Below are 19,526 nucleotides of genomic sequence, written 5' to 3' on the forward strand. Positions count from 1 at the left end.
CCTTCAGGCCGAGCGGCTTCCCGCGGGCTCCCACGTGACGGGACACGTGAGGGCGGAGCACCCGTTCTCCGTCTACATCGTCACCTCTGAATCCGGCTACTTTGAGAACGTCACTGCTGACAGCGTCATCCTCCGCTGGGAGAACGTGACGGAGGTTAACGTGGACCTCATAACGTCTGAGGGGGCTCAGTACCTCGTCGTAAAGAATGGGAACACGGGACAGGAGATAGAGATAGCGTTCAGCGCGGACCGCTGAAGTCATCGAGGACGAGGGCGGCGATGTCCTTTCTTGGGCGTTTGAAGTAGAGGACGTCTCCCACGCGCGTGAATCCGTGCTCCCCCGGCCGTATCAGTCTGGCCTCCCCGAAGAATATCCGCCCGATCGCCAACTGGGTCGCCAGGTCCCAGTGATGGAAGTCGAACTCCCCCACTTTCTCAAATCCTGGCAGGAGGTAGTAGGCTCTTTTGAATGTCCCCCTTCTGACGTCGTATCCCTCGTGGACGGAGGCGAGGGTGTGGTTTTCTCCCTTGCTCTCGACGAAGAATTCCTTGTAGCCGATGCTGTATAATATCCTGTAAACCCTGTCGGTGTCCTCTACCATGAAGATCCCGTCCCCGCTCAGTGTTAGGGCGACGCCGGCGAATATCCTGACCGCGTCGAAGGGATCGAAGTGTATCATGGTGTTGCCAAAGAGCACCGCCACATCGTGTTCCTCCACAAGACCGGGAATTTTCCTCACATCTCCTTGGACTTTGGTGGGTATTGTGCTCAGACCTGCCGACTCGAGCCACTCGTGAACCCTTTCGAGGTCCTCGGCCCGGGCATCTAGGACAGTTAACCTGCTCGCTCCAGTGGCCTTGGCGGCGGCCGCTCCGGCTATGCCAGTGCCGGCGCACAGGTCAAGGATCCTTCCCCCTCTGGGGAGCTCCAGCTTTTCAAAGAACTCCGCCAGTTCCCTGAACCTTTTTCTCGCCCCCTCATTGTCCGGCTCCATATATGCCCTAGCGTAACGGTAGAGCCCTTCAAGGGACATGGCATCACCACGGTAAAGAATGTGTGAAATTATTTAAATCCATCGGAATATGGATGTCGATAAAATCTTTGGGTGTTAGTAGTAGCCTTCCTCATATGCTCCTGTTAGGGCCGTGAATGCTGCGTAGAAGATAACACCGAGCGAGATTATGAGAATGAACACGATGCCAAGCGGACCCGGTTCGTAACCGAGTGCCGCTAAGGCAACCTCCGCCGTTATTAGGCCTGAGACAAGGGTCAGCGCCCTTGCGAACTTCCGTGCCATGATTCCGGCGAAACCGGGCGCCAGCTGGAAAACCAGCGGACGGGATGCGAGAACCGTCAGTGCAAGGAGCAGAGGGAGCGCCCCACCGAGGATCAGTGTGGTTTCCTTTGAAACGCTTCCCATTGTGGAGAAAAGCGCAAAAATCCCGAGAAACGCCGCCTGGAGACCAATGTATGCCTTTAGATCGGGAGGCTCTATCTTTCTCCCCGGCCCTTTGGGGGCTTCCTTCGAGAGCTCCTCAAGCTCGTACTCGCGCTTTGCAGTCCGATAGGCAAAGAGCATGGTTGTTCCAAGGCCCAGGAGCAGGACAACCGCCAGCCATGCAAACGTCAGAAACGGCGAGAGGATTATAAGAAACACTCCGGTGAGGATCGTCCCGATTCCGGAAACGCGGTTGGCTTTTCTCCTTGCCCTCTCCGAGATATAGGTGTAGCCTATCCTGAACCCTATTCCAGGCTCACCCTTTGAGGTGAGGGTAATAACTCCCGCGGCAATTATACCGAGGCCGAGGAAGACCGCCCAGAGGATTCTGAGGAGCTCATACCCGTCCATCCACACCACCCGTAATCAGGCGATAAATCCCTATGAGAACGGCGGCTATAAGGAGAACCCCCGCGTAGCTGACGGCCTTTCCGGAAGTTGCAGCAGTAGGTAAAACCACACCGCATCTTTTGTCCCATTGGAACTGAGAGCGGACCCCTTTTCAGTCCCCATCACCCTCCATCCTCTCCAGAGTCTCTGTTATCGCCCCTATCTCTGTCCTCAGCTCGCTCAGGACCTCCCTGCCCAGCTTCGTCAGGGAGTAGTACTTCCTCGGCCTCCCCCCGACCTCCGCCCAGGTGTCTCCCACCAGGCCGCTCTTCTTCAGGCTCTTGAGGATGTCGTAGAGTGCCCCCTCACTCGGCACGATTCTGCCGTCGCTGAGCTCTTCTAGTCTTTTTCGTATTGCGTAGCCGTGGAGTTCTTCTTCCCTCTCCAGGAGTAGGAGCACCAGGTACGAGTAGAGCCCGGAGCGGAGGTCCTTTCTCAGCTTCTTGAGGGCCTTTTCCTTTCTGTCCGCCAGCACGTCGCTCACCACAGGGCTTCCTCTTCCTTCGGTAGCTCGACCTTTGCCTTTGGAATCGTGTAGTACAGCAGTCCCAGTGCGACGAGGGCGGTTATAAATTCTACCGCGTACATGACCGGCTCGCTTTTCGTGAGCTGGTAATAGGCCGCCATTGAGTCCATAACTGTGTGGATGCCTATCACCGCTAGAAGGCCGCTCTTTCCGAATCCTTCCCGGTAGGCATACGCGAGGTATATCCCTGTTCCGACGTGGAAGAGGACGACGAAGTAGCGCTCCACCATCGAGAGCAGCGCCGCGCTCGTGGGGACGTCGAGGGGTCCCCCCATGGCCAGGGCCCCCGCCAGAGCGGCCCCGGCTATAACGAAGACCTCCGTTATTCCGAAGCCCAGCCCCATGAACAGGCCAGTGTTCAGGCTCTTTCCTTTCACCAGGAGGTACTTTGCCCCCTCCTGGACTATTCCAGCAATGAGACCGAGCCATATCGAAACACCTATGGTGAACGCGGTTCCCCTCGCTATAACGTCGGCGTTGGACTTTATCCCAATTCCGAGGAGCGGGAGCTGCTGGACGGGGTTCTGGATAATCATCGCTATGAAAAACGCTGCTAAACCGAGGGCGAACTCCCCCCACCTCTGCTTTTCGAAGCCCAGGAAATAAATCGTTGCCCACGCCAGCAGCCCGCCGAGTATGGGGAACGGAAGGAGATACATGCTCACTCCTCCTCGATCCTCTCAACGACCACCGCCGTGCCGTATGCGTATATCTCCGCCATGCCCGATGCCACCGCTGAGGTCATGAAGCGAACACCCACGACCGCATTGGCGCCCATGTCCTCGGCGTGGAGCTTCATCCTCCTCAGAGCCTCCTCCCTGGCCTCCGCAAGCATCTGCGTGTACTCCTGAACCTCGCCGCCCTTAAGGTTCTTGAAGAAGGCCATTATGTCCCTGCCGACGTGGGTGGCCCTGACTATGCCGCCCCTCGCGAGGCCCTTCACCTCGACCACCCTGTACCCGGGCAGGCTTTCAGTGGTCGTTATGATGATGTCGTCCATACTTATCACCCTGATACATCGAACTTCGAGGTATAATTGACGTCCGGAGTATTTAAGGCTTTCTCCTTGTCTGAAAACTTCGGAGTAAGGTCAATGAAAAATATGACCGTGGCTGTGCTCAGTGTTAGAGATATTGGGGCCGCCAGAAACAGGCCAACTGTGAAGCCAAACACCCCGGTGTTCGTTGCAATGAATGTTAGGAGTACCGAAATCAACGCCCCGATGGCGAGGTACTTAAGGGCATAGTCCAGGTATTCACCACCCTTCTTCGCCAGGTTCAGGCTCTCGATCAGTGCATCACGGAATTTGAGCCCGCGGATTGAGATTAGAAACGGTGTTCCGTAGATGGCGTAGAGAAAGATCATGAGTCCCAGAAAAGCAGAGAAGAACATGGATGGCAAGGCCATGAGGAAGAGGATTAGGAGCATCATGACGGCATACAGCACCAGGTTGAACTGGAGGAACTCGAGAAAGTCCCTCTCCGCGTTCTTGAGGAAGCTGCTATCCCGCATAAGAACCTCGTCCCTTATGCTTCCGATGTAGCCCGCTTGGAGATAGCTCCCGAAGAGAACGAGGAGCGCCGTGAACATGAGGCCCTCAGGTGAAAACGTTGTACCAGATGCTCCCGCGGGCAGGGATACAAAGCTCCAGAGGGTCGGTGAGGGTTCTGGAAGTGGAAACCGAATTCCAAAATGAAAACCTTCCAAGTGTAGGGTTCTGATGACTTTGTCGTAGTCCATCAGGCTCATCACGAGCGGTACCGGCAGGAGCCATTTGGTCTCTTCGAACTTTCCCCATGCCTCACCGAGGAGTCCAAGAAACTCTACCACGTTGTTCACCATTTCGGGTCCGGATTTTTTATTTTTAACTTTTTCTGATAGTACTGATGCCGATGGGCATTTAAAGGTTTCTCTGCTATGGACTCCGGGTGGACTCAATGCATGAAGTTTCGAGTGGCGAGATACTGAAAATCCTACGAGAGCTCGGCGCGGAGAGAGTGCTCATTCAGACTCCTGAGGGGCTAAAAGGGGAGGCTCAAGCTCTCGCGGATTTCCTTGAGGAGAACGGAGTCGAGGCGATAATAAGCGGGGATATAAACTACGGTGCCTGCGACCCAGCCGATAGGGAAGCAAAGCTACTCGGCTGTGACGCGCTGATACACCTTGGCCACAGCTACATGCGCCTCCACTTGGAGGTTCCAACGATATTCGTTCCGGCCTTTGCGGCCGTTGATGTGGTTCCTTCACTCGAGAGGAACCTGGGTGAGATAAGGCGGCTTGGGAGAAGGATCGCCCTCGTCACAACCGCCCAGCACATCCACCAGCTTGACCGGGCGAGGAAGTTTCTGGAGAAAAACGGCTTCGATGTCCTTGTGGGTCATGGGGACTCCCGCGTCAGCTGGCCGGGCCAGGTTCTCGGTTGCAACTTTGCCGCGGCGAAGGTGGATGCTGAGGGGGTTCTATTCATAGGTGCCGGCTACTTCCACCCCATCGGCGTTGCTCTGGCAACTCGGAAGCCAACCCTCGCGGTCAACCCCTACTCCGGCGATGCCATCTGGATGGATAACGAGGCTGAGAGACTCATCAGGAGGCGCTGGGCACAGATAGCAAAGGCCATGGATGCGGAGCGTTTCGGGGTGATAACGAGCACCAAGAAAGGCCAGCTTCGCCTGGCGGAGGCGAAGCGCGTGGTTAGGCTCCTCCGCGAGCACGGGAAATACGCAAGGCTCATAGCCATGAACCACATCAGTTATCCCGCCCTCGAGGGTTTCGACTTCGATGCGTACGTCATCGTCGCCTGCCCGCGCGTTCCGATAGACGACTACGAGAACTGGAGGAGGCCTGTGCTGACGCCGCCGGAGGTCGAGATACTCCTGGGCCTGCGCGAGGATTACGAATTCGACGAAATACTCGGGGCTGAAAGGAAAGCTGATGAACCGTTTGGATTGAGTGTGAAGTGATCCGTCATCTCTCCCTGAGGCTTCTGAGAACGGTTAGTGCGTCTTCTTTGGTTCTTACCCTCACCTCAATGCCATTCTCGTCCGCCAGATCTTGAATCAGCTTTTTGGTTGGGAATTCGCCAAGAAAAACGGTCAGTGTACTGTAGATCTTTTCTGGTTTGCTCTCTTCTTCCAGCTCTTTCATGGCATATTCAACTCCCTCAATCATAGCACTTAGAAAGCTGTGTTTTCTCCGAAGGATTTTGATTATTTCCTCGGCCATGTTTGTTCACCGAGGTACTCCTCCAGAGCTTTTATCATCTCTTCAATATCCTTTGATTCAATTGGGAGGTTGAGTTCCTTCACGAGGTCGTATATGAAAACCCTGGCTGCAAACTCCCCAAACAGCTCTTTGAGGGCATTGTAAAATGTGCGGGGGTTATCTTCGATTATTTCAATCCCCCGGCCGTATTTTGAATTTAGGTAAGCGGTTATCGTGGCCTCAAAAGGCTTTCCGAGTTTCTGTAGGATTTCCTTGGTCGTGGCGCTAACCAAAGCTGGCCCAACACGTAGCTTAGCCAATAGCTATCCCTCCGCGGGTTATTCTGAATTCCATGAGCACAGGCTTGTGGTCAGAGTGCCGGGATTTTAGAACGAATATATGGCGTTTCATGGACTCGCCAATCTTACGGGGCAGTTCGTATCCAAGAATTATTATGCTGTCCATTAGTGTGCTGAAGTCCGTTGAGGCCAGCCCCTGAGAGTTCTTGGGAACATGTGTTAGGATAAGGGTTATGTTGTTCTCTTTGGCCAGCAACTGCAGGTATCTAAGGGCCTTTATGAAGTCTCTCTCATCCATATGGCTTTTCATGGCTGAAAGAGAGTCTATAACAAGGATTTCTGAAGATGTTTCCTCCAGGAGTTTCTTTATAAGGGCGTAGTACTGCACGGGGGTTTTTGCCTCCGGGACAAGGGAGATTATACTGAAGTCATCGTCCAAACCGAGCTTGCGCATGGTTTCAAGTATTGCCCCGGGGGATTCCTCAAAGGTTATGTAGAGGACCTTTCGTCCCTGCTTGGACATGTTTGATGCAATTGTGAGGGCGAGTATAGTCTTACCGCTCCCAGTGGGCCCCGCTATCATGTTGATACTTCCTTGGTACAGCCCTCCGCCCAGAAGGTCATCAAGGGCTGGGATTCCCGTTTTGAGCCGTTCACTGGTGTTTATGGTTTTTCCGGTGAACTTCAGTTCTGGGACGGCAATGACATCAATTCCCTCCCTGATTATCACGTATTCGTAGGCGCTTTTGGTTATCTTCCTCCCGCGCATTTTTGGTATCGTAAGGTATCGTTTTATCACCTCTCCCTTCCGTTCCATCTCCAGGATTATCACACCGTCCACCACAAACTCTTCGACCCCAAAGCCGACCTTTTTCTCCCCATATGGTATCTCATCTATCAGTATTGCCAAGGTGTTGAGCGCATTTACTATTCGTCCTATAATGGAATGGAGAAACGATCTTAGCATAACCTGCCCAAAAATCTGTCCCATAACCGTTACAGAATCAAAAACAACAATATCTGGCCGCCACTCTAGGAGATCCTTGATGAGAAAGTCAATGAATTCCTTCATTTCATCCTTTGGCATTGTTAGCATGTCGTAGAATCTAAAGAGCCCCTGTTTTTCCATTTTTTCAAAATTGGCCCCGCTCTCCATGGCGTTCTGATAGAACTGTTTCTTGGTTTCTGCGAAGGAGATATACGCTCCCTTAAGTCCCTTCTTCATGTTGTTATGGAGGACGTGTATGGCTAGGTGAGTCTTTCCGGTTCCGGGATTTCCTGCTATTAATATGCTGGTACCCCGAGAGAATCCTCCAGATAGGGCTTTATCAAGACCCGGAATGCCTGTTGATATGAGCTCCATGTTCCCCCTCTTCTATTTGTGGATGCAAAAATATAAATACATTTCGTTAGAATTCTCGGGGACGAACTCACTGGAGGAACCTACTAATCTCTTCTCGTGGAGGGCGTTGATTTGCAGATTTGTGCCACTCTAAGGGCAGGTTTGGATTCGTCGGGGTGTCTTCAGCAGGTGTCTCGCTGTGCGGGCGCATGTGGAATCCGTCGAGAAGCTACCCTTGAAGTTCGATGCATCCATAAAGGTAAACCCATTGATCAAAAAACGTATAAGCTGGAGATTCAAATAACACATGTAATGTCGCGGAAGGATAATACTATCACAAGAACACTGGAGGAATGCTTAGCATCATGGAACATCAAAAAGGCAGTTGAAATGACGCTGTCTGATGACTCCGCACTCACGGCACTGTTTGAACTCCTTCGGACTGGAGACAACGAGATCAAACTCAGGGCCCTTATGGTGCTTGAAGAACTGCTGGACTCCATGCCCGACGTCAGAAAGCTGGCTCTAATCCGGAGATTCCTGGATGAGATACTCCTGGTGATGGAGCGCGGCAACGATGAAGTCTCCATCCACTCGCTGAAGGTCCTAGCCAAGCTCGTACATGGAGTCCCCCTCTATCCAGACACGTTCATTAGACTTGCCAATGCTCTTAAGAATCTCGTTAAAAGCCGCAGAAACGAGGCTGTTCTGCTCGAGATACCCCCCGTTATTATGAATATGAAGGCTGTTTCGTACACTCCCCGCCTAATGGATGTGCTTTCGAGGCTTCTAAGCTCGAAAAATCTACGCTTAAAGGCAATGGGCCTTCGGCTTCTCCTGAACACCAGCGCATACACCGGGGCTACGCCCCTCTTAAAGACGGTGTTTTTTGAAGTTCAGGACATGCTGTCTGAAAAGGATGTTGCACTGGCAGATTTCGCCCTAGACATTCTTCTGGAGATCTCGAACTTTCCGCTGAGGGAGGAATTTATTGACGATGTCGTAAAAACGCTTACGATAGTTAAGAATCTTGCCCTTGGAAAGAGTCCTGAGCTAAGGGAAAAAGCGAAGCTTGCGGCCGAAAAACTTGGGGCGGCCATAAAGAAGTACTACGCAAGAAATCCTCAGAAAGCTATGGAAAAACTTCACGAGCTTCTGGTGCACGAGCGCTTCTACGAGGCAGTGGATTTAGCCTTGCCGTCGGAGACACGTACATCCTGAAGTGGCTTGCGGGGATTCTGGAAGAGATGGGAAATGAGACACTGGAAATCAACGAAAGGGTTCTTCCGGGGCCGAAATATCCGGAGGTACCTCCCGAGAAAAAGGCCCAGAGGTATCTCCAACCTCCCACCCTCTCTAGGTTTAGGGGAAAGGGCAGAAAGGCCGCGTCATCCTCGCTCCATACCGGTGCATCTGGGCATGGTAAATCTCCGAAGAGACGGAGGGAAGAGCTCAGTCGCGCCCTTGCGTCAGGTGACGAAGAGATGCTCCTTGAACTGTCCAGAATAAATCCCGAGTTGGTTTTCGAGCTCGTCCGTATGCTGGATGAGGGTGATAAATTTGAGAAGATGGACGCCCTCTGGGCCCTTTCCAAGCTCGCGGAGGGGCTCGATTCCAGATGGATGTCAGTGCTCAAAACCTGCGTGAGACCGCTGATAAACTTGGCGCTGTCCAGGAACAGGTGGATGCGCATGAGGGCTGTAAAAACCCTCGCTGTGCTGGCGTCACGGGCCCCCTATGGTGGCGAGATAGTGGGGCAATTTCTGGAGTTTTATCTCTCCCGGGATGTGTCAAAGGCCATCCCTGCCCTTGAGTTCTTTGGCTACTATTTCGACAGAAAGTGGGACGATAAAAGTGCAATGGCGGTTCTCCCGGTTCTCGCGGAGTACCTCGATAAGGATGAGACGCGCTTTGATGCGTTGCTCGTTCTTGAGGCGCTTGTTAGATCTTCCCCTTCGAACAGGGTAGCGCTCTTCAGGCCCTTTGTTGAGGAGCTTAAGAGGATTAAGAAATCGGCGCCATACGAGGATCAGAAGCTTGCGATTAGAATTCTCGAGGCCATGGCTGATAGGGAGAAGGGACTCGTCCATGGGTAGCCCATTACTTTTTTCTTTTGAAAGTCTCGCTCTTTAGGGCGGGGACAGACAACCGCCCAACAGATTCTTAAGCGGGAAAGCAACACTCTTTTAAAACCCAAGAAGGGTACCATACTTTGAGATGAAGCGAACAATAACAGTAAAACTTCAGCCCTCGAAAGAGCAGGAGAAAGCACTCTTCGAGTTAGCCAATGCAACAGTAGTAATCTGGAACAAGCTTAACTACCAACGACTAAACCAGTTCAAGGAATTCGGCAAAATAGACTTCCTGGGAACGCAACAAGAGGCATATTACAACTTCAAAAACTGGATTGGGGGATCTACAGTCCAAACGTTAGCGAGAAAGAACGCAGAATCTTGGAGAAGTTTCTTCGCCCTCAACAAAAAGAAGAAAAATGGAGAACTGCCCGAATGGTTCAAACCAAAACCACCCGGCTTCATCGGGGAGAAGAACGGTAAGAAACTATTCATCATCCCAATTAGAAACGACCAGTATAGGATTAATGGAAACACCATCGAAGTTAGACGATTGGGAAAGTTCGGAAGGCTGAAAATTCAGTTCGGGGGCAGGATTCATCTCAAGGGCAAGCAGGGACGGTTGGAAATAACTTACGATACCGTAAAGCGGAAGTGGTATGCGAGAGTAAGCTTTACAGTCAGCCAAAAACTCACTAAAAACGGTTGGGTTGGAGTTCCAAGGCAACCATTGGGAAGCCTCTCGGCAGGAATAGACCTCGGAGTGAACAACCTGATGGCCGTTTACGTTGAGAACGGCGAAAGCTTCCTCGTGAACGGCAGACCCTTGAAGAGCATCTCTTTTTACTGGCAAAGAAGAATAGCAGATTACCAGTCCAAACTCAACAAGTTTGGCTGTGGGAAGAGCCGAAAACTTCAGCGGATACACGAGAAGGCTAAGCTCCAAGCGAGGCACTACATCAACACTGCCGTGAGGCAGACGGTAGAAAAGCTTTACCGCCTCGGGGTTTCAAGGATTGTAGTTGGCTACCCGAAGGGTATAGCGAGGAACTCCGAGAGGGGTAGAAGGCAGAATTTCCTTCTCTCTCACGTTTGGCGGTTTAACACGGGGATTCAAAGGCTCAAGGAAGTTGCGGAAGAGTATGGTATTCTGGTTGTGGTTGTTGATGAGGCTTTTACTTCCCAGCTTTGCCCTCTCTGCGGCCAACGCCACGCTGATGGGAGGATTTTTAGGGGTTTGTTTAAGTGCCGTGGAGAGGGCGTTGTAATGAACGCTGATCTTGTGGGAGCTTTCAACATTTTGAGGAAGGTTGTGGAAAAGATAACCCCGAGCCTGCCGGGTTTGACGGCGGGCAGGGGTAACGGGGGGAAGGCCCTCCCCGAGGGGTCGAAAACCCACTTTTTAGTGGGTTTTAATGAAACCCCTCGAACTTCCCTGTCATCGGCGAGGGTTCCAAAGAGTTAACCCCTCGCTAAGGGCGGGAGGAGGTCAGACTGGCGGACCGATGGTGAGTTCGATGAGGAAGAAACACCTTGCAATGACCCTCTCGCGACTGGATGGCTTCAAAAACCCCAAACCGGAGCTTGAACAGTACAGAACCCCTGGAAATGTTGCGGCGGAGCTGCTCTGGCTGGCACACTCTATGGGTGACCTCGAGGGCAGGGTTGTCGCGGATCTGGGTGCTGGGACGGGGGTTCTCTCGGTCGGCGCATGTCTGCTCGGGGCCGGAAAAGTCTACGCCGTTGAGGTTGATGGCGATGCCGTTGAGGTCCTCCATGAAAACTTGGACGGCCTAGGACTGGCGGACTGCGTTGATGTTGTTCACACGGATGTCTCGGATTTTTCGGAGAGGGTTGACACCGTTGTGATGAACCCCCCTTCGGGAGCCAGAATCCCCATGCGGACAGGCCGTTTTTGATGAAGGCCTTTGAAGTGAGCGATGTTGTTTACTCCATCCACCTTGCCAAGCCTGAGGTAAGACGCTTCATCGAAGCCTTTGTGAGAGACTTCGGTTTTTCGATAACGCATAGAGTAACCCTTCCCTTTGAGATTCCAGCCCAATTTTTCTTCCACAGGAAGCGGCTGGAGAGAATTTCCATTGACGTATACAGACTTCAGCGTTCGTGAAGCGAAAACAATATATTGGATGAAGTTCAATATCTCGTGGGTATAATGAGGGGTGGAGTCCATGGATCAAATTAAAGAACTCGTTCTCTCCTGGCAGATGAAAGAGGTCTCCCGTCTCGTGAAGAGCGATGAGAGTGTACTCGATGTGGTGATTGACCTGCTGGGGGAGGAGGACGATGTACTACGGCTCAGGGCACTGTCCGTGCTGGATGATCTGTTGGGGGACTCCTCGGGCTCTTTCCATAGAAAGGTTCTCGTCAGGGGCTTTGATCAGTTGACTGATCTGTTGCTGGCCAGGGATGACAGAATCGTCATGAGAACGCTCCTGGTGCTCAGGAAACTCATAGAGAACACCTCCCTTACGGAGTCACAGCTCACGCGTCTCCTCAATGCGGTGTACGATCTGGCACCGCGCGGAAAGACAACGTGGATAGGAATCCTTGATCTCATATCATCGCTCTCTCCGGGGTACTACTCATCCATCGACGGGCATGTGGCCAGGTTTTTAAGCTCGGATGACATCTGGGTATCCTCGATAGGACTGAAGCTCGCCGCTTCCACTGGATACGCCCTGGATGGAAACCTGAAGCACGTCGGCAGGGTTTTCTCGGAGATACTTGACCTCAACGATGTCCTCCTCCTGGAAGTTGCTTTTGATTCGATGGTTCAGATGCTTACAACCCCTTCCCAGGAAATCATCGAGGTCCTCCTCAGATCGTCTTACTTCAGACTTTCCGTTCTGGCCACTTCCCACGAGGACATACTCGTGCGCTCAAGGGTCAGGGAGATACTTAAGCTTATGAGGAGCGCCATCATGAACTACTACGGCAAAAGACCGGACGATGCAATCGAACTTGCTAAACGGCTGAGGGAGGAGGGGTTCACCGAGGAGGCCATCCTCCTTGAGCAGATACTGCCGGCGTACTACTGGAACGCATCCACGGTTTCATTACTTGAGGAAAGGACAGGCAGACTGCCCCGGTTCCTCAGGGAACTTTAAATAGGCCTCATCGTAGTGTGAACCATGCCGAAACTCAAGCTTAGCGACAGACAGCTGTATGCACTCATAGAGGCGGTTAAGCTCGGGGAGGAAATCAAGCCCAGCCAGAGCGCCAAGAGAAAGGCCTTCGCAAAGTACAGGATCGATGGCTGGGAGAACTCGAAGCTGACGGGCATATTCTACTCCATCCAGCGCAGGCTCGGTCTGATAGACGAGATAATTGAGGAACTCGTCGGCGTTTCGCCCCTTATCCTCGATCCCTGGCTGAGGGCAACCATGAGGGTGGCCGTTGAGGTGGCCGTTTTTAGGGACCCCAGCGAAAAGACGCGGCAGCATCTGAAGGGCCTCGCCCAGTTTCTGTCGAAGAGAACCCATCCCTACGCTGGCTATTACTACTACGACATCCTGCCGAGGATCCTCGAGTACATGCCCGTCATCGACAGTGAGGAGAAGCGTCTGAAGTGGGACTACCTGTTTCCTGAATGGTTCATACGGCGCATGAAGGGGCTCCTCGGCGACGAGGCGGAAGGGCTCCTTAAGGCACTCAACGAGACCCTGCCGACGAGCATCCGCGTCAACCTGCTGAAGACCACCGTCGAGGACGTTGAGGGTTACCTCGGGAGAAAGAACGTTAGGTTCGAGAGAAGCGAGAGGGTGGCTACGGTCATCCGTATCCTCGACCCGTTCAACCCGGAATGGCTCTTCAACAAGGGCTGGGCGATTGCCCAGGAGGAGGCGGCAGCGGTTGCATCTCTACTTCTGGCCCCGGAGCCTGGAGAAACGGTCGTGGACCTTGCCGCCGCCCCCGGTGGAAAAACGGCCCATATGGCGGAACTGATGAAAAACGAGGGCAAAATCTACGCCTTCGATGTGGATGGGGCCAGAATAAAACGCATGCGCGAGGTTCTCAAGCGTACGGACGTTGAGATTGCCGAGACCATCCGGGCAGACGGCAGAAAGGCCCCGGATATGCTGGGGGAGGGAATCGCTGACAGGGTGATGCTCGATGCGCCCTGCACCAGCGACGGGACGATAGCGAAGAACCCCGAGCTCCGGTGGCGCCTTCGTGAGAAGAACATTCAGAAGGTGGTGGCCCTTCAGAGGGAGCTCATAGAAAGTGCCTGGAGGCTTCTGAGGCCCGGAGGAAGAATGCTGTACTCCACCTGCTCCATGCTTCCCGAGGAGAACGAGGGCGTGGTCAAGTGGTTCCTGGGAAGGCATGATGATGCGGAGCTGGTGCCCCTGAACGGTCCCTACGATGAAGGCTTTTTGCCCGGGACCATGCGGGCGTGGTCCCACAGGCACGGGACGATAGGCTTCTTCTACGCCCTGATGGAAAAGAAGGGGGATTAAGCTCCCTCCCCACTTTCCCCCGATTTCTTGCGTGGCTCCTCGATTCTGACCTTCAGCTCGTTGGCGAACCAGTTCACCCTCTGCGGGAACGGTATCTCTATTCCCGCCTCGTCGAGGGCCCTCTTGACGTCGTGGATTATCCTCGTCCTGACGTCGAACCATCTCTCGCTGGGCGCCCAGGCCTTTATGGCTATGTTCACCGAGCTCTCGCCGAGGTTGGTGACGTATACGAGCGGTTCTGGCTCAACGAGAACGAGGGGGATGTCGTCGAGAACTTTTTTTATTATCTCAACGGCCCTCTCCGCATCGGCGGCGTACGCGATGCCGATGTTCACGTCCACGCGCCTGACCGGATAGCGCATGAAGTTCACTATGTTGCTGTTGAAGAGCTTCTCGTTCGGTATCCTTATGAGCGTACCGTCCCACGCGCGTATCCTGGTGGAGAGTATCTTTATGTCCTCCACGACGCCCTCCAGCTCGCCTATCTTGACATGGTCACCTATCAGCAGAGGCTTGTCGAAGTACATGAAAACGCCTGAGATGAAGTTCGAAACGACAGTTTGGGCCGAAAAACCAAGGACGATACCCGTTATTCCAGCCGCGGCCAGCAGGGCGCTCAGCTCCGTGCTCACTCCCGCGAAGCTCAGCGCCATGAAGAAGGTGATGGTTATGAAGACGTAGTAGAAGACCTTCGCCTTGACTATAGTGTCGGGCTGGGCCTTCTTCCCCGAGCTCATTATCATGTAGTCCTTGGACTTCTTTGCTATCAGGTACGAGAAGTAAAAGAAGCCCATCGCGAAGGCTATGTTGCCCACGGTGGTCGGTCCCAGCCCGTAGCTCATTATGCCGAGCAGGTACAGGGCCCATATGATGCCCCCGAGCACGAACATCCTGAAGACTATATCGGCGGTGTCCTCGTTGATTATCCATGTCAGGCTCGTTTCCTTTGATTTTCTGATGATTATCTTCCTGACTACCCTTCCGAGGACTATCATGCCGAATACTATCAGGGCCGCTTCCACGATGGTCAGCAGGCTGAGGTCTATCTGAATCGGTGCCGGCGAAGCCGATGGGGCCGTTGTGGTGTTGTTGGCCGCCATCACGACCACCTCATCCTGAAGTTAGGGAGCGGTTCCGCCTCATGGGTGGGCTTCAGCGTCCCGTCCGGCGGATTCCCTGTGTTGTTGGCCTCGTATATTTCCTTCGTCAGCAGGATTATGAGAGGATAGTACGCTCTGTTCTCCTCGTAGAACATCACGCTGTCCCTTATCGGGAACACTATCCTCTCCACCAGCTTCCAGCTTTCTGTGGGGTTGTGGATGACGAGCTTCACTATCCCCGGGGAATCGGGGGGCTTTTCGTGGAAGTCGCTCTCGTGGTACCTCGCTATGACACCCACCGTCTTCTCGCCGTAGAGGGTGTATTTTTCCCGCCCCACGGTAAAACGGTCTATCTCGAGGTCGCCGCTCCTCACCGAGATATCAATCGGGGCGGAGAGGTATCCCACCAGCCGTTCCTTGGGGGGGATGGCGATCCTCTCGGAGAGCCTTATGAACAGGAACTTCACACCGTAGCCCTCGGCCGGGGCCGGAAGGATGAGAAACTTCCCCCTTCCCCTCTTTATCAGAATCCTCGTCCCATCCCGACGGTAGAGGATCTTGTCTCCTGACCCCTCAACGAGATGAATTTTTTTGTCCATGATTTTGATGAACTGGGTCTTGAGCTCGTGCTCACCGAACATGGTAGAAAGATACCCCTTGAAAGATTTAAAGTTTGCCTGAAAATTGAAAGGTTGGAGGGCTCAGACCTTCTCGAATACGATGTCCTCGATCTTGACGTGGGTGAAGACGTTGGCCCCTCCCTGCTCGATGAAGACTCCCTTGGCCTCTATCGGCACCGGAAGGTTGGCCGCGAGGACCGCTTCACCCTGGCCGGTAATGCCTCCGAAGGTGTACGTCCACGAGACCTTCGATACCTTGAAGTCTTTGCCTCCAATGGTCATTGTCCCGTCCGGCTTCACCTCGTAGTTGTACTGGTAGCCCATTACCCCCCAGCTGCCAGTGGTTTCCTGGTAGATGTTCTCATCCTCAAGGGCGGTCCAGAAGCCGAAGTTGTAGAACCCGTACCAGCTCATGTATATGGACTCTATGTCGGCGATGTTCGAGAGCATGTTTATGTCCCCTTCCTGGTAGGGGGCCACACTCATCTCGCCGACCGCCGCAGGGTTGTAGAACTCAAAAACCTGGTCCCCGTACTTCATCCATACCCCGACGGTGTTGCCCGCGCCGGAGTACAGGGAAGCGTAGAGGGTCAGGAAGTCCAGCGACGGGAACAGGAAGAAGGTGTCCGTGTCGGAAGTTCTTTCGGTTACCCAGAGGCGGTACTCAAAGGTGCTGTTCATATCCTCGGCGTTTATCGGGGTGATCTTTCCGTAGTACTCGTAAACCGCGAACTCCCCCAGGTCTGCCTTCTCCTGCTCCCCGGTCTCCATGTCTATCTTGTTGCCGTAAACGTGTATCTTCGTCGGTCTCCTGCTCTTCTCGATCTCGTACTCGTAAATCGGGCCGCCTTCCTCGGTCCGTATCCTGAGCTTGTACTTTATGGAGGTTATGAGGTACTGCTCACCGTCTATCTGGATCGGGTTGTATGCGTCCCACGGGTTCGCCCATGATGCGTACTCCGATGTGCCAGTTTCAGTTGTGGTTTCCGGGGTGGTGGTTCCGCTCGGGCTCTCCGTCGTGCTGTATCCTCCTCCGCCCGTGGTTCCGCCGGTTCCCGCGCTGGTGGTGTGGCTTCCCGCGTCGGTGGGGGACTCGGATGTTGTGGGGCTCTCCTCCCCGCCTCCGAGGCATCCACTAACGCTGACAAAAACCAAAAATACTAGAAAAACTACAAGAACAGTTCTAAATTTCTTCATATTTGTTCAACTCCTTTCTTTCTTATATTAAATATAAGCTTGGACTATTTAAATTTTGGGTGTTAACTTTTGGCATAGAGCCAAAAACCTCCCGTCTCCCCCGAAACCAGCATGAGTTTCCCGTCGTCGCTCAGCTTTATGTAGCCGAGTGAATCGCCTGGAACCTTCACGCTGAAGACCTCATGGAGGTCCTCCAGCGAGTAGCAATGGATTACGCCGTCCTTCGACGTGACGGCGAAGTTCTCGTTTGCGAAGTATGTGAAGCCCGGCAGGGTTCCGACGTCCGTGAGGTTCCACGTGAGGACATGAGTGTCTTCACAGTACCAGAACAAGTATCTCTCAGTTGGAATCAAGGTCTATCTGAGCAGTATCGTCTGGTCGAATGGGTAGTTCCCCTCGGTCAGTAACTTCCCGTCCTCAGAGAAAACCTTCAGCTTCCCGTCCTTGCTGACCAGAAGTTTATCGCGGTAGGCGATTACCCTGCTTGTGTTGAACGTTAGGATTCTTTCCCCCTCCTTGAAGACGAACGCCCTGTCCTTTTCCGACAGAACGACAAGCCCGGAGTCCGAGACGGATTTGAGGTCGTAGTCGTCGGGTGTGAGCGGATTTTTGCCCCGTCGCAGTGGAGTTCCTGCTCCGTGGGGGAGACTGTCACCAGGTAGCAGACGTGGTGTCCGCTCGGCGAGCGGAGCATGTAATCCGCAACCGCGCCGGCTCCCCATCGTCTCTCCTCGCCGGCAAGACCGTCCGAGGAAAAGATTCCTATCCCTGCGAACCCCCCGTACGACGCCAGAACCCAAGCCCGGTCTCCGACCACTGCGACGCCCGAAACTACCGGCCGTATTTCGCCCTCATTCCTCCTGAGGTTCAGGGTTGTGTTGCTCCCGTCTGGCTTAACCAGATACAGGAGACCGCGGTTCCAGTCTATGGCCGCTGAGAGGCTTCCGTCCTGACTCAGGTCCATGAATGGTATTCCTGTGGTGTCAGCGCTCCAGACTATTTTCATCTTCCAGATTGAGGGCTCCTGCGTTGTAGTGGTTTCGGGCTGACTCGCTGACGGCTGGCTTGACGTCGTGGGGGAGGGAGAGCCCGTAGTGGCTCCTCTTCCCTCCGTGCAGCCGCTGGCGAGGGCCATGCTGGCTATTAGAAGTGCCAGCAGGATCGCTTTAGTTCCTTTCATGCAAACCTCCTCCATCACCCTCCAAGAAAGAAAAGCGGGTACTGTGAAATATACACCTACCTTGTACACGAATGTATTAAAAATTTTCCAAGGCTTCAAACGGCTTTGTAGCTCTAAAAAGGTCGTCTGAATGTCAATAGCTCTCTGATTACGTTTTTCCCAGGATTTCAAAGAAACCGCCCGCCTCCTGCCCGGCGAGCCTTCCCACGTACGCGGCCAGGTCGAAGACGTGGGAAACCTTTGAGATGATCCCGATGTCTGCCGTTGCGACGGTTTCGAAGGCCTTGAGCTCAAAATCGGGACTTTTGACAAGTCTCACCTCGGAGTTGACCTCCTCACGGATGAGGGCTTCCTCGGTCAGCCTCTTCACCTCCCCGCTCCTTGGAACCGCCGAGCCGTAGAAGAACACCACCTTTTCAACGCCCAGCTCTCCAAGGGCGCGGACAATGTCGCCGAGGAGCCTCTCCGTACATTCGTTGAGCCTGTATCTCCCCTGGTACTTCAAATCCCTCACGAGCCCGTCCTCGCAGAGTATGGCCCGCCCTTCGAGAAGCGACTCGAGGGTTATCAGGACGTTGAAGCCGTCTATCCCGAGAACCCTGCCCCTGAGCTCTTCCGGTCTTAGGAGCTTTCTCATTACTTCGTCTACCCATTCGTCCGAGAACACGCACCTGGCCAGGAGGTATCGTTCGCCCTTGGTCAGCCTGTAGTGGTTGGCCACGAATTCAAGGGCATACTTCTTCCGGTAGCCCCTGTTGAGGAGGTACTTCAGGTCGCGGTACGCATCGAGGAGCATGGATAAAGAAACGGTGGAAGGTTAAATAACCTTCTCCATTACCTCGGTGCCGGTGTGTATCCTGAGCCTGACCTTCCCACCCAGAAGGGAGCTTTTGACCTTCTTCGTCAGTATCTCGTCCACCTGGAAGATTCCCGCCGGGTGCTTCATCCATATCTCGATGAGTATCGGTTGCTCCTCGTTTCCTTCCCTTATCTCCACCCTCTCGATGGCCAGGGCCGAGACGGCGTGGATGTCGACCTTGTCCCTCTTGTGGACGAGCCTGCTCCTTCCGGCCTCCATGTCGCAACCGTCCGCTATTGTAACGAGCGAGCCCTCGATGGTGGTGCATGGAACCGCCTCGTCGTGGGTGTGGATGGCGTTCAGGGTGAGCGCCTTGAGGAGGAGCGGGTCATCCGTCCCGAACTCCCTCACGAGCTTCTCTATTATCGGTTCCGCCAGGAGAACGCTGAACTGGTAGTGGTTTATCCTGTGTATCATGTTCCCGGTGTCGTGGAACAGCGCTCCAAAGGCCACTATGAACTTGCTCCAGCGGAAGGGCTTGCCGAGTTTCTCGGCCGTCGTCTGGATTCCGAACTTCCTGATGATGTTCAGAAGCTCCAGCGCGCGCCTGGTCGTGAGCAGAACGTGAATCGGTCCGTGGTCGTTGAAGCCGTAGACGTTCAGAACGATGTAGTTGGTCGTCTCGAAGTAGTAGTGGTACTCCCTGAATGCCCTCTCGTAGAGCCCGTAGAGCTCCTCGTCGCCGAGGAGTTCTCTAATCTCGCCCAGCAGTTCTTCCTCCGTGTACATCTTTTCCACCCAAGGGCGTGGAGAAGAGGGT

General features: G+C 53.8%; 23 protein-coding genes and 1 pseudogene. 8 read left to right on the forward strand and 16 right to left on the reverse strand.

Annotation, left to right across the window (positions count from 1 at the left end; all coding sequences use genetic code 11):
- Nucleotides 1-256: hypothetical protein (locus APY94_RS13400; RefSeq protein WP_058939387.1), on the forward strand; the 256-nt coding region annotated here is incomplete at its 5' end.
- Here APY94_RS13400 and APY94_RS09400 read toward each other — a convergent pair.
- From APY94_RS09400 to APY94_RS09425, 6 genes are all read right to left on the reverse strand, one after another.
- The gene (locus APY94_RS09400) at nucleotides 240-1,034 is read right to left on the reverse strand and encodes a methyltransferase domain-containing protein (protein WP_058939388.1); all 795 of its coding nucleotides are present in this window, start codon (nucleotides 1,032-1,034) and stop codon (nucleotides 240-242) included. The genes APY94_RS13400 and APY94_RS09400 overlap by 17 nt on opposite strands.
- A 75-nt stretch (nucleotides 1,035-1,109) precedes the next feature.
- Nucleotides 1,110-1,850, reverse strand: coding sequence for an SdpI family protein (locus APY94_RS09405; protein ID WP_058939389.1), 741 nt, complete (start codon nucleotides 1,848-1,850; stop codon nucleotides 1,110-1,112).
- 151 nt (nucleotides 1,851-2,001) lie between these two features.
- A complete protein-coding gene (locus tag APY94_RS09410) occupies nucleotides 2,002-2,364 on the reverse strand; it encodes a PadR family transcriptional regulator (RefSeq protein WP_058939390.1) in 363 nt (120 codons plus the stop codon).
- A gap of 5 nt (nucleotides 2,365-2,369) precedes the next feature.
- Nucleotides 2,370-3,074: a YhfC family intramembrane metalloprotease gene (locus tag APY94_RS09415; RefSeq protein WP_058939391.1), complete on the reverse strand. Its 705-nt coding sequence runs from the start codon at nucleotides 3,072-3,074 to the stop codon at nucleotides 2,370-2,372.
- Nucleotides 3,075-3,076: 2 nt separating this feature from the next.
- Entirely contained in the window at nucleotides 3,077-3,415 is a 339-nt protein-coding gene (locus APY94_RS09420) for a heavy metal-binding domain-containing protein (RefSeq protein ID WP_058939392.1), read from the reverse strand.
- Nucleotides 3,416-3,420: 5 nt separating this feature from the next.
- Entirely contained in the window at nucleotides 3,421-4,254 is an 834-nt protein-coding gene (locus APY94_RS09425) for a hypothetical protein (RefSeq protein WP_157065519.1), read from the reverse strand.
- 98 nt (nucleotides 4,255-4,352) lie between these two features.
- On the opposite strand from APY94_RS09425, the gene dph2 reads away from it, so the two are divergent.
- On the forward strand, nucleotides 4,353-5,375 hold the full coding sequence (dph2, locus tag APY94_RS09430; protein ID WP_058939394.1) for a diphthamide biosynthesis enzyme Dph2: 1,023 nt from the start codon (nucleotides 4,353-4,355) through the stop codon (nucleotides 5,373-5,375).
- 4 nt (nucleotides 5,376-5,379) lie between these two features.
- Here the strand turns inward: dph2 and APY94_RS09435 are convergent, their stop codons facing one another.
- The 3 genes from APY94_RS09435 to APY94_RS09445 are packed head-to-tail and all read right to left on the reverse strand — an operon-like array spanning nucleotide 5,380 to nucleotide 7,278.
- The gene (locus tag APY94_RS09435; protein WP_058939395.1) at nucleotides 5,380-5,637 is read right to left on the reverse strand and encodes a hypothetical protein; all 258 of its coding nucleotides are present in this window, start codon (nucleotides 5,635-5,637) and stop codon (nucleotides 5,380-5,382) included.
- Nucleotides 5,622-5,936 carry a NitrOD5 domain-containing protein gene (locus tag APY94_RS09440; RefSeq protein ID WP_083500645.1) on the reverse strand — a complete coding sequence of 105 codons (315 nt, stop codon included), beginning with the start codon at nucleotides 5,934-5,936 and terminating at the stop codon, nucleotides 5,622-5,624. The genes APY94_RS09435 and APY94_RS09440 overlap by 16 nt, the downstream gene beginning before the upstream one ends.
- Nucleotides 5,929-7,278: an ATPase domain-containing protein gene (locus APY94_RS09445; RefSeq protein WP_058939397.1), complete on the reverse strand. Its 1,350-nt coding sequence runs from the start codon at nucleotides 7,276-7,278 to the stop codon at nucleotides 5,929-5,931. The genes APY94_RS09440 and APY94_RS09445 overlap by 8 nt, the downstream gene beginning before the upstream one ends.
- Nucleotides 7,279-7,569: 291 nt before the next feature.
- On the opposite strand from APY94_RS09445, the gene APY94_RS13690 reads away from it, so the two are divergent.
- The 6 genes and pseudogenes from APY94_RS13690 to APY94_RS09470 all read left to right on the forward strand — a co-directional run bounded on the left by APY94_RS13690 (nucleotide 7,570) and on the right by APY94_RS09470 (nucleotide 13,810).
- On the forward strand, nucleotides 7,570-8,478 hold the full coding sequence (locus APY94_RS13690) for a hypothetical protein (RefSeq protein ID WP_245610451.1): 909 nt from the start codon (nucleotides 7,570-7,572) through the stop codon (nucleotides 8,476-8,478).
- Between the two features lie 26 nt (nucleotides 8,479-8,504).
- Nucleotides 8,505-9,353: a hypothetical protein gene (locus tag APY94_RS13695; protein WP_245610452.1), complete on the forward strand. Its 849-nt coding sequence runs from the start codon at nucleotides 8,505-8,507 to the stop codon at nucleotides 9,351-9,353.
- A 121-nt stretch (nucleotides 9,354-9,474) separates the two neighbouring features.
- Nucleotides 9,475-10,794 (forward strand): RNA-guided endonuclease InsQ/TnpB family protein, encoded by a 1,320-nt coding sequence (locus APY94_RS09455; protein ID WP_058939398.1) that lies wholly within the window; start codon nucleotides 9,475-9,477, stop codon nucleotides 10,792-10,794.
- Nucleotides 10,795-10,846: 52 nt separating this feature from the next.
- A pseudogene (locus APY94_RS09460) lies at nucleotides 10,847-11,457 on the forward strand (METTL5 family protein).
- A 61-nt stretch (nucleotides 11,458-11,518) separates the two neighbouring features.
- Nucleotides 11,519-12,457, forward strand: coding sequence for a hypothetical protein (locus APY94_RS09465; RefSeq protein WP_058939399.1), 939 nt, complete (start codon nucleotides 11,519-11,521; stop codon nucleotides 12,455-12,457).
- Between the two features lie 24 nt (nucleotides 12,458-12,481).
- Nucleotides 12,482-13,810 carry an RsmB/NOP family class I SAM-dependent RNA methyltransferase gene (locus tag APY94_RS09470; RefSeq protein ID WP_058939400.1) on the forward strand — a complete coding sequence of 443 codons (1,329 nt, stop codon included), beginning with the start codon at nucleotides 12,482-12,484 and terminating at the stop codon, nucleotides 13,808-13,810.
- Here the strand turns inward: APY94_RS09470 and APY94_RS09475 are convergent.
- From APY94_RS09475 to APY94_RS09510, 7 genes are all read right to left on the reverse strand, one after another.
- On the reverse strand, nucleotides 13,807-14,910 hold the full coding sequence (locus APY94_RS09475; protein ID WP_058939401.1) for a mechanosensitive ion channel family protein: 1,104 nt from the start codon (nucleotides 14,908-14,910) through the stop codon (nucleotides 13,807-13,809). The two genes, APY94_RS09470 and APY94_RS09475, sit on opposite strands and share 4 nt — an antisense overlap.
- Nucleotides 14,910-15,551: a DUF432 domain-containing protein gene (locus APY94_RS09480; RefSeq protein ID WP_058939402.1), complete on the reverse strand. Its 642-nt coding sequence runs from the start codon at nucleotides 15,549-15,551 to the stop codon at nucleotides 14,910-14,912. The genes APY94_RS09475 and APY94_RS09480 overlap by 1 nt, the downstream gene beginning before the upstream one ends.
- A 60-nt stretch (nucleotides 15,552-15,611) precedes the next feature.
- Nucleotides 15,612-16,727: a hypothetical protein gene (locus APY94_RS09485; RefSeq protein WP_058939403.1), complete on the reverse strand. Its 1,116-nt coding sequence runs from the start codon at nucleotides 16,725-16,727 to the stop codon at nucleotides 15,612-15,614.
- A 62-nt stretch (nucleotides 16,728-16,789) separates the two neighbouring features.
- A complete protein-coding gene (locus APY94_RS13700; RefSeq protein ID WP_058939404.1) occupies nucleotides 16,790-17,059 on the reverse strand; it encodes a hypothetical protein in 270 nt (89 codons plus the stop codon).
- A gap of 164 nt (nucleotides 17,060-17,223) precedes the next feature.
- Nucleotides 17,224-17,907 carry a hypothetical protein gene (locus tag APY94_RS13705; protein WP_245610453.1) on the reverse strand — a complete coding sequence of 228 codons (684 nt, stop codon included), beginning with the start codon at nucleotides 17,905-17,907 and terminating at the stop codon, nucleotides 17,224-17,226.
- A gap of 148 nt (nucleotides 17,908-18,055) precedes the next feature.
- Nucleotides 18,056-18,703, reverse strand: coding sequence for a DUF434 domain-containing protein (locus tag APY94_RS09505; protein ID WP_058939407.1), 648 nt, complete (start codon nucleotides 18,701-18,703; stop codon nucleotides 18,056-18,058).
- Between the two features lie 21 nt (nucleotides 18,704-18,724).
- On the reverse strand, nucleotides 18,725-19,495 hold the full coding sequence (locus tag APY94_RS09510) for a hypothetical protein (protein ID WP_058939408.1): 771 nt from the start codon (nucleotides 19,493-19,495) through the stop codon (nucleotides 18,725-18,727).
- Nucleotides 19,496-19,526: the final 31 nt, after the last annotated feature.

Origin of the sequence: Thermococcus celericrescens (assembly GCF_001484195.1) — an archaeon.
GTDB lineage: Archaea > Methanobacteriota_B > Thermococci > Thermococcales > Thermococcaceae > Thermococcus > Thermococcus celericrescens.

Coding starts and splice junctions, on each gene's coding strand:
- APY94_RS13690 (WP_245610451.1), top strand. CDS start 7,570: ATGTCGCGGAAGGATAATACTATCACAAGAACACTGGAGGAATGCTTA.
- APY94_RS09405 (WP_058939389.1), bottom strand. CDS start 1,850: ATGGACGGGTATGAGCTCCTCAGAATCCTCTGGGCGGTCTTCCTCGGC.
- APY94_RS09485 (WP_058939403.1), bottom strand. CDS start 16,727: ATGAAGAAATTTAGAACTGTTCTTGTAGTTTTTCTAGTATTTTTGGTT.
- APY94_RS09510 (WP_058939408.1), bottom strand. CDS start 19,495: ATGTACACGGAGGAAGAACTGCTGGGCGAGATTAGAGAACTCCTCGGC.
- APY94_RS13705 (WP_245610453.1), bottom strand. CDS start 17,907: ATGAAAGGAACTAAAGCGATCCTGCTGGCACTTCTAATAGCCAGCATG.
- APY94_RS09455 (WP_058939398.1), top strand. CDS start 9,475: ATGAAGCGAACAATAACAGTAAAACTTCAGCCCTCGAAAGAGCAGGAG.
- APY94_RS09420 (WP_058939392.1), bottom strand. CDS start 3,415: ATGGACGACATCATCATAACGACCACTGAAAGCCTGCCCGGGTACAGG.
- APY94_RS09475 (WP_058939401.1), bottom strand. CDS start 14,910: ATGGCGGCCAACAACACCACAACGGCCCCATCGGCTTCGCCGGCACCG.
- APY94_RS09415 (WP_058939391.1), bottom strand. CDS start 3,074: ATGTATCTCCTTCCGTTCCCCATACTCGGCGGGCTGCTGGCGTGGGCA.
- APY94_RS09465 (WP_058939399.1), top strand. CDS start 11,519: ATGGATCAAATTAAAGAACTCGTTCTCTCCTGGCAGATGAAAGAGGTC.
- APY94_RS09435 (WP_058939395.1), bottom strand. CDS start 5,637: ATGGCCGAGGAAATAATCAAAATCCTTCGGAGAAAACACAGCTTTCTA.
- APY94_RS09445 (WP_058939397.1), bottom strand. CDS start 7,278: ATGGAGCTCATATCAACAGGCATTCCGGGTCTTGATAAAGCCCTATCT.
- APY94_RS09400 (WP_058939388.1), bottom strand. CDS start 1,034: ATGTCCCTTGAAGGGCTCTACCGTTACGCTAGGGCATATATGGAGCCG.
- APY94_RS09470 (WP_058939400.1), top strand. CDS start 12,482: ATGCCGAAACTCAAGCTTAGCGACAGACAGCTGTATGCACTCATAGAG.
- APY94_RS09480 (WP_058939402.1), bottom strand. CDS start 15,551: ATGTTCGGTGAGCACGAGCTCAAGACCCAGTTCATCAAAATCATGGAC.
- dph2 (WP_058939394.1), top strand. CDS start 4,353: ATGCATGAAGTTTCGAGTGGCGAGATACTGAAAATCCTACGAGAGCTC.
- APY94_RS09505 (WP_058939407.1), bottom strand. CDS start 18,703: ATGCTCCTCGATGCGTACCGCGACCTGAAGTACCTCCTCAACAGGGGC.
- APY94_RS13695 (WP_245610452.1), top strand. CDS start 8,505: ATGGGAAATGAGACACTGGAAATCAACGAAAGGGTTCTTCCGGGGCCG.